We start from the raw sequence: 8,243 nt of genomic DNA, 5'->3' as shown, positions 1-8,243 counted from the left end.
TTCTGTTTCATCTGTTTCAGTAGATTCTATTACAGTTTCTTCAACTTCTTTCTCATCCTCTACGATCTCTATTTTTTCTGGAGCTGGTGGTGGTGGAGTTTTTGGTTTAATAGGTTCTATTTTTTCAGTAATTACTGTTTCTTCTTCCATGTCAGCATTCATGGTTACTGCGCCTAAGTCTCCAATAACTTTATCATAAGTTTTGTTTTCTATAGCAGCATATGTTACAAATAGCGCTAAAACCAAACCTATTTGCATAAAAATTTTACTGTAATTTTCTAAATTTGACTTCGGGTTTTTTTTAATTTCCATTGTAAAGGGTTTTTAATAGTTCGCTAATTTAATTAAATTATTGGTTTATATACAAGTCTTAGTATGAATTAACTGTAATTTTTTTCAAAATTTGATTAAAAACAATAAATCCCAAGATAATACCTGCTGTATTTGCTAGTGCATCTTTATAATCTCCTGTTCTATATGTAGTTAATGTCTGTTGTAAAACTTCAATAATTATGCCAAAAAGAATACAACAAATAATAATTACATATTTTAGAATTGGTTTTCTATAAAAAGAGAGTAACCAAGTTACAGAAAGTGTAAAGTAGGCAATAAGATGATATATTTTATCAACGTTTTTAATACCTGTTTCTATTTCAGGCATTCTCCTTAAACTTAAATATGCAATTAAAACTGTTATGATTATTGCAACGATAAAAAGATTATCCTTCAATAAGCTCTTTATACGCTGTTGCATCCAATAAATCATTTATTTGTGAACTATCTGATATTTTAATTTTAATCATCCAACCTTTACCATAAGGGTCTGAGTTAACCAATTCTGGCTCATCTTCTAATTCTTCATTAAATTCTATTACTTCACCTGTTAAAGGCATAAATAAATCTGAAACGGTTTTAACAGCTTCTACAGATCCAAAAACGTCTCCTTCTTCTACAGTATCGTCTAAAGTATCTACATCTACATAAACGATGTCTCCTAACTCTCCTTGTGCAAATTCTGTAATTCCTACGGTTGCTACGTCTCCTTCAATTTTAATCCACTCGTGGTCTTTAGTGTACTTTAATTCTGATGGTAAATTCATTTTTTTAAATAGTTTTTGTTGTTATGTTTAATTTCCTCCTAAGTTATAAATAATATTAAATCCACCATTAATCGCTTGTCTTGGAAAAGTGGTTGATATTGCATATCTAGATGTTTGATGGTTGTAATAGAAAGATGCGGTTAAACTATTACTTAATCTATAATCTGCGGTAAATTTAATAGAAAAAAGTTTTTGTCCACCACTAATTTGATCATTATCTTCATCTACAGACCTAATTTGTGTAATATTATCTCTTAAAGACACATCTGCTCTTAAATTGATGTCTCCTTTTAGTGTTTGTTTCTTCCCTGTAAAACGGGTATTAAATTTAACGTCTTCAAAAACATAGCCCATTCCAAATATAAATTCTGTACCAGAAATATCGGTTAAAGTACTATTGTTAAAATTCATTGTAAGCGTTCTGTCACTTTTTATTTCTCCTCTTAAAGAAAATGAGTTTCTCATTTTCATATCTAATTTAATTAGTGGAGAAAATTCATCTACTAAAGTAACTGCAGATACTAATAATTGAGATTCATAATTCTTGGCAGCATTTAAGTTTGCATACGGATTATTGGCATCATACTGTAAATTATTTGTAAAACTAGATACCGTATAAGAAGATCTATAACCATGTGAAACTACAAAATTACTAAAGTTCTTTTTGAAGAAATTAAACTTCATTAAACCATTATAACGCAATGTCCAGTTAGGGATAGGAATATCTCTAAAGAGCCCAGTATTTACTTTATCTGGATTTTTACCAGAATAAGCAGCTACAAAAGCAGGTAATAAAACCTGTTGACTATTGTTACCAAAGCCACTTGCAGGTACTGTATTTTCTGTAGCTAATCTGTTTGAAATGATACTTCTATAATTTCTTAAATTCTGAAATAAAACATCTCCGTCTGTAAATGCAGTAGAAATCATAGAGTAACTGGTACTAAAGTTTCCTGTTTCAAAGAAAGGAGTGTTTTCAAATTGATTGCTACCAGAGACAAGATCTAATTGCTGAGAAAGATCTCTTGTTTGTATTTTATTACCTCTAACATCTATATTTAAATCCTTAATTGGCTTTAATGTAAAGGTGTAATCTAATTTATTGTAATGTGTTTTACTATAAGTTTTACTGTAATATTCTTCTCCATTATTTCTGTTTACAAACCAACCTTGTTCTAATGCTTTGTTTCTAATATCTACTTGACTACCAAAAGCAAAAGAAGTAGGAGCACCGCCTAAAAAACCAACATCTTCTGTATATCCTGGTAGTAATTGACCATTGTTTTCTGAATAACTTATTTTCCCTTGTTTTACAGAAGTTAGAACATCATAAGTACCTTTTAATATTTTTTTACCGATAGATAATTTTTTGTTTTGCTTAACTCTTCCTGGTGTTCTTGGTAAACCTGCACCTTGATCTCCTTTTGCATTTTTACGTTGATTTTTAGTCAATAATAATTTTTCGAAACCAAGCCCTTTGTAAAAAGCATCAAAATTAATAGTGGTATTTAAATTGTGTGTATTTGCATTTTGTATGGTGTTTCCTATTAAGTTTACAGAAGGTACATCTACACCATTAATGTCTATGGTATTTTGTGGAGCTGCTTGCCAGTCAAAATCTGCGGTATATGCGTAATCGGCTTTTATAAACTTTAAAAACGGAATTTTATCTATTGGTAAATTATAGGTTCCGTTTAATGCTTGATGGTAATGATTGGCTCTTCCTGTGTTAAAGAAGTCATCAAAAACCTGTATTTCATCATTGTTACCAAAAGTGTCGTAAATATAACTATTGGTTGCATTAAAGTTTACTTGTAATGATTTTGTTAAATCGAAACCAATGGTATAATCCCAATCGAATAAAAATCTACGTTGTTTTAATTCTGGTTGTGCAGATAGTCCTTTTACTAAATTTCTAGATTGTTGTTCATTATAATTTCTGTTGATACTAGAATTAATTGCAAAAGTTTTAGGAATTGGATTAAAATTAAAGTCTTTTATAAGTTGCCAATATTTGTTTCTAAAAATAGAATCATTATTTTTAAAAGGCTCTAATGGTTTAGAATCAAAACTAAAATTATAAGAAGCAGAAGCTCTTACACTTTCATTAATACGTTTTTTAATGTTATAATTTCTTTGAAATTCTTTATTATGTGCGTAAGATACCGCTAAGTTTTCTACATCGTAAAATCTTTGTTTTTTTGTAGAATTAGGGTTTCTATTCTTTTTTACGTTTGTAAAACTGATACTAGTTCTTTTGGTATAATCTCTAGAAAATTCACTGTTTTCATTTTCACCTAAAGCATCTGCTAATTCTATGTCTTGAAACTGAGGATCGTATTTTGGGTCTATATAAAGTTCACCAATACTATAACTCATTGGCAATTGAATTCCCCATTCTTTAGGGGTTAATACTTTACCTAAATTTATAGACGTAGCAACATCATATTGCTTTGTTTCATCTAAACTACGTTGGCCAACCCTGTCTTCTACATTACCAAAACCAACGGTAGACATGCTACCAGATAAAGATACATTTGCTACATCTGCAAAATTTGCATCGGCGTTTAGAACGGCTGCCCAACCACCTTTATTATCAAAACCAGAAGAGCGTAACTCATTAAACCAAACCTCACCACTAATTGGAGTTGTTGTTTTGTTTTTTACACCCAAAACAATTGTTTTTAACTCTGCCAACGTTGGGTTTCCTTTTACAGAAATTGTATAAGGTATTTCAGCGTTTTGGTCTATAGAAGTATAGATGTCTGTAATGGCAACACCAGCTTTGTCTCTTTCTAATTTTACCAATCCAAAAGTTTCTAGAAAAGCATCTAAATTATTTGCTTCTGGCCAAATATCTAAAGCAGAAGTACCATTTTCAGATACTTTTAAAGGTACTTCTATTTGATAAAAGTTGTCATCTAAATCTGTACCTAATCTTATAATTGCAGAAAAATCATCATCATTAATATCAAGTGCCCCTTCATTTTTTTGAAGATGTATAAACATCTTTAAATTTTTAAATCGTCTTAAATCTATGCTAATGTTTTTATAAATTGCTCTGGTTTCGTTTGCTGGTAAATTAGTTACTTTTAAGGTTGCAGATTGTTCGTTTTGTAATTGTACACTTGTACTACCTTGTAAACGCTCTCTTTCTATTCCAGGAGGCTGTATATAACTTCCTTCATTTTGTTCTATACTTACAACACCAACTTCAAAGTCTTTTAACTCATTTTTGTTTAAATCTATTGGAGTAGAAATAGATTCATCTAAGGTTTTTGTATATCGTCTCCAATCTCCACGTACTAAGTCTAACTCACCAAACCTAAGTACTACTGGCATTCTAAAATTAGTTAAAAACATTCTAACAAAACGAATGCTATTAAAATCTGAAATACCATTTACTTCTGTTCCACTTCTAATAGGAACTCTAAATTGGTACCATGTTGCTGTTTGCTTTTCTCCGTTTTCTAAAGTTACATCTGTTGTTTTTTTATCAACAATATAATTCTTTCCAACTACCAAATTATTTCTATTCATAGAAATTTTATACTCGTAGTAACTTTCTACGGTATTCATGGTCTGATCTTTATTTATATCTTCTACATCTGGGTAGGTGGTAGATGAAGTAGGGTAGCTTTCTGTAGATTGATTTAAAGTTGGAGAATTCCCTTGAGTATTGTTGTAATTTTTATATCTGGTAAGTATAGAAGCACGATTTGCATCTAACTCGCTACCTCTAAAATATTGAAAATTATCTGATGCAGGATCGTTTGGGTTTAATTTGCTAAAGTTAGGAAGCGTTGTGCTGTACTTAGTAAATTCCTCCGCATCATTTAAACCATCATATCCAAGATCTTGATTTGCTCTTGATTCATCATTTTCATCAAAAGCATAAATTATAGATGGGTTTGTTGGTACTTTACCCCAATTTGTTTCTATGGTATTGATATCTCCACCAGTTTCTGGCAAACCGTTTTCAAACATTTTTCGACTATCTTTTAAAATGTCTTCAGAAACATTACCTAAGTTTATGTATAAATCACCAACTTGGTTTGATGTGTTTTCTGGATTCATTCCTATAGGCAAACCTTCTTCCTCTGTAATTGAATAATTTTCATAAGGATCCATTACCCAAAACTGTACATATTCTACATTTGCTTGGTCAAAATTGTTGGTAGTTAATGCTCTCATAACTCCTGCCCACCTATTCTGAGGATTAGAAAAAGTTCCGTCTGCTTTTACATTAATACCGGTGTCAAAATTATAAGAACCTCTTTCTGATGGGAAATAAGCTAAATCTAAAGTTCTTATTACTGAGTTCTGTGTAATATCTAACTGCACATTAGGGAATAATTCTCTATAATTAATCTGTCTAGTTTCTGCTCTAGAAAGTTCTACAGCATTAATATTTGCAGGTGTATCTCCGGCTCCGTAAAAAATTTGATCTACATTATACCAGGCTAATTTTCCTCTTTGGTAATTGTAAGATAAATTTTCTTGATCACCATTAAAACCAGGGAAAAATTTGGGAGTACTGGCTTCATGCCAATCTAATGGCGATAATATACTAATAGGTATTTGAGAAGCTTCAAAATCATCTATATAAGAAGTTGCAGCACCTGCTACATCAATGCCACTTGGTGTGCCAGGAAGCAGGTATGCCATATCTGCTCTAACCGATAAATTAGAAGGCACATCTGTATCTACAAAAGGTAGTTTATTTGCCAATTTTGTAAAATAAGGTACTTCTGTACTGTAATCTATATTTACCCCAAACATGGTATTGTTTATAGGGTCTGAACCAAAATTAACTTTTGGAGTAATAGGCCTTTCATTTACATTTAGAATGGTTGCTCCAAGAATAAAATTATCTGAAAACTTGTGCTCAACATCTACACCCATAAAGGTTTTACGTTGTTGATTAAAGACTGCATTGTTCTCTGTAGAAACACTAATTGGTGTGCCAGAAGCTTGCAAACCAGTGTCTATAATTTGTACTCGACCTAGTTGATAATCTACCACATAATCTACACCTTCTACCAATTGTCTACCTCCTGCTGTTACGGTTACAGATCCTCTTGGTACGTTAAAAGCACCAATGGGTATTCCTCCAGAATTTTCTGATTTAAAATATCCTTTTAAGAAATACTTGTCTTTATTTTGATAATTGTTTTGTGCGTTTACTTTTGTGTTTAAATAAAGTTCTTTAAATAAATAGTTATTGTCTACCGTTTCATTTAAACCAATATCATTGTTGTTTTTTTGTACTAAATCATTTCCAAAAGGTTCTGGTTCTGGAAAAAATATAAATCCGTTTTGAGAATTTACGGTAATACCTTCTACGTAATCAAAATATCCGTCTGGACTTCTATATTGACTTTGGTCTAATTGGTCTAATTTAAAAACTTGTATTAGTGGCAAGTTAGGAATACCTGCTGTATTTGCATTTTGTAACACGTTAGAAGAAATACCTGTTTGGTCATCTCTATATTGAATTTCGAAATAAAAACCATCTTGCGATAAAGGGAAAGTACCTAAAGCATACACGTTTTTCATCATTAAACGCCATGTAGGAAAAGATTCTGTAATGGTAGCACCATTAACAACTCGATCTCTTTTGGTTTTTAAAATTTCACTGCGTAATAATTTTACAGCCAAAGTTTGTGGAGATAGAATACCATCATTAGAAAATTCACCAACTTTAAAAGAAGTTTTTGTACTCCCAGAAACGCCACCTGCAATTGTATATTCATAAGCAACGGCTAAAACCTCACCATCATTTAACCTTCTGTTTAAAGAAATAAAACCTAATTGAGAATTTAACGTAAACTCATTAGTGCTTAATTTTCTTGCATTTTCTAATACAGAATAATCTGTACCCTCACTCATGTTGTAAGGTTGCAAAGTGCTATTTACGGTAGAAATATTTCTAATACCACTAGTTGTAGTTAGTAAATTAGATAAATTATTCGATTCGTTTGTAGGTATATTTCCACCAGTAGTTGTTGGCGGATTTGTGGGCTGTACTTCTCCTGTTTGGTTTACCAAAACATCTGTATCAGATTCTCCAATATCAGCTAAAGCTACAATACTTCTATAATCTTCTGTACTTGCGTTTCTGTTGGTTATCCAAACTTCTACTCTTGTAATACTAACTTGACTGTTAATTAAAGGATAGTTTTTAAGAGAGTTTGCGTAATTGTCTATAAAATATTGTGATAAGAAAAAGTGACGATCATTATCGTAATCCGTCGCCTTTAATTGAAATTCTTGTATAGAAGCACCACCTTCTGCAACAGTTGTGGTACTTTCTGAGTTTTGTTGAGAGAAAACAGCAGTTATATTAGTGTTCCCAAATTTTAATTGTGTTTTTACCCCAAAAAGACTTTGAGCTCCGTTTATTAAGGAGTTTTTAATGGGCATAGAAACATTACCTGCTTCTATTCCTTGTAAAATATCATCTTCCGTTGGTTCGTAACCAATTTTCACTAAATTCTGAAAATCGAAAGTAGATTGTGTGTCGTAATTTGCCGTAAAATCTAATCGAGTACCTACTTGTGCACGAATACTTGCATTAATTTGTTGATCAAAATCAAATGTAAAACTGCTTCTGTTTTCTTCGGATAATTGCGGGTTTTCTGTATTCTGATAAATAAAACCCAATTTTAAATTTAAACTTCCGGTAGGTGTTACTTTAATTTCACTTCCTCCAAAAATAGTTTTAAATAAGTCAGATTTTACATAGTAGGTTGGTAGTAGATCTTTTTGAGCTTCTATAGAACCTTTTTTCTTAGAGTTTGTAGCGCTAACTTTGTTTTTGTAATACTGCGTCATATCTCGTTTTAAACGATAATCTGCATATTCTTTTTGGGTTAGATATATTGGTGTTTTGGTATAATAGTCACCTATTTTTTCTACAATTACATATCTATTTAAATCTTTATCAAAAATAATTTCTTTCTCTGCCAGATAATCTAAAAACAAACCACCAGTTTGCTCTTTTTTAAAGTTATATCTTAATTTTAGAGTGTCATTTTTTACAGTTATAGAATCTGTATCTCTATCGGTTTGCGCATAAGAGGTGTTTGCTATAAAAGCAAAAGCAAGAAATAAAAATATTTTTTTAAAAAAATTTCTCAA

At 31.1% G+C, this 8,243-nt stretch carries 3 protein-coding genes and 1 pseudogene; all 4 read right to left on the bottom strand.

From position 1 onward, the window contains the following. Positions 1 to 312, bottom strand: a pseudogene (locus tag GQS58_RS17120) (energy transducer TonB); the annotation flags it as partial. A gap of 58 nt (positions 313 to 370) precedes the next feature. Further along, positions 371 to 661 carry a VanZ family protein gene (locus GQS58_RS05345; RefSeq protein WP_240914559.1) on the bottom strand — a complete coding sequence of 97 codons (291 nt, stop codon included), beginning with the start codon at positions 659 to 661 and terminating at the stop codon, positions 371 to 373. A 58-nt stretch (positions 662 to 719) separates the two neighbouring features. Then, on the bottom strand, positions 720 to 1,100 hold the full coding sequence (gene gcvH / locus GQS58_RS05340) for a glycine cleavage system protein GcvH (protein ID WP_166383629.1): 381 nt from the start codon (positions 1,098 to 1,100) through the stop codon (positions 720 to 722). Between the two features lie 27 nt (positions 1,101 to 1,127). After that, complete coding sequence (gene sprA / locus GQS58_RS05335; RefSeq protein ID WP_205860388.1) at positions 1,128 to 8,243, bottom strand: cell surface protein SprA; 7,116 nt, start codon at positions 8,241 to 8,243, stop codon at positions 1,128 to 1,130.

The organism is Polaribacter sp. 11A2H (assembly GCF_011379025.1).
Classification (GTDB): Bacteria; Bacteroidota; Bacteroidia; order Flavobacteriales; family Flavobacteriaceae; genus Polaribacter.
Note: the sequence above shows the minus strand (reverse complement) of the source record. Positions and strands in the feature narration are given on the sequence as shown.

Excerpts from the sequence above, each read along its gene's own strand:
- GQS58_RS05345 (WP_240914559.1), bottom strand. The coding sequence starts at position 661 with ATGCCTGAAATAGAAACAGGTATTAAAAACGTTGATAAAATATATCAT.
- gcvH (WP_166383629.1), bottom strand. The coding sequence starts at position 1,100 with ATGAATTTACCATCAGAATTAAAGTACACTAAAGACCACGAGTGGATT.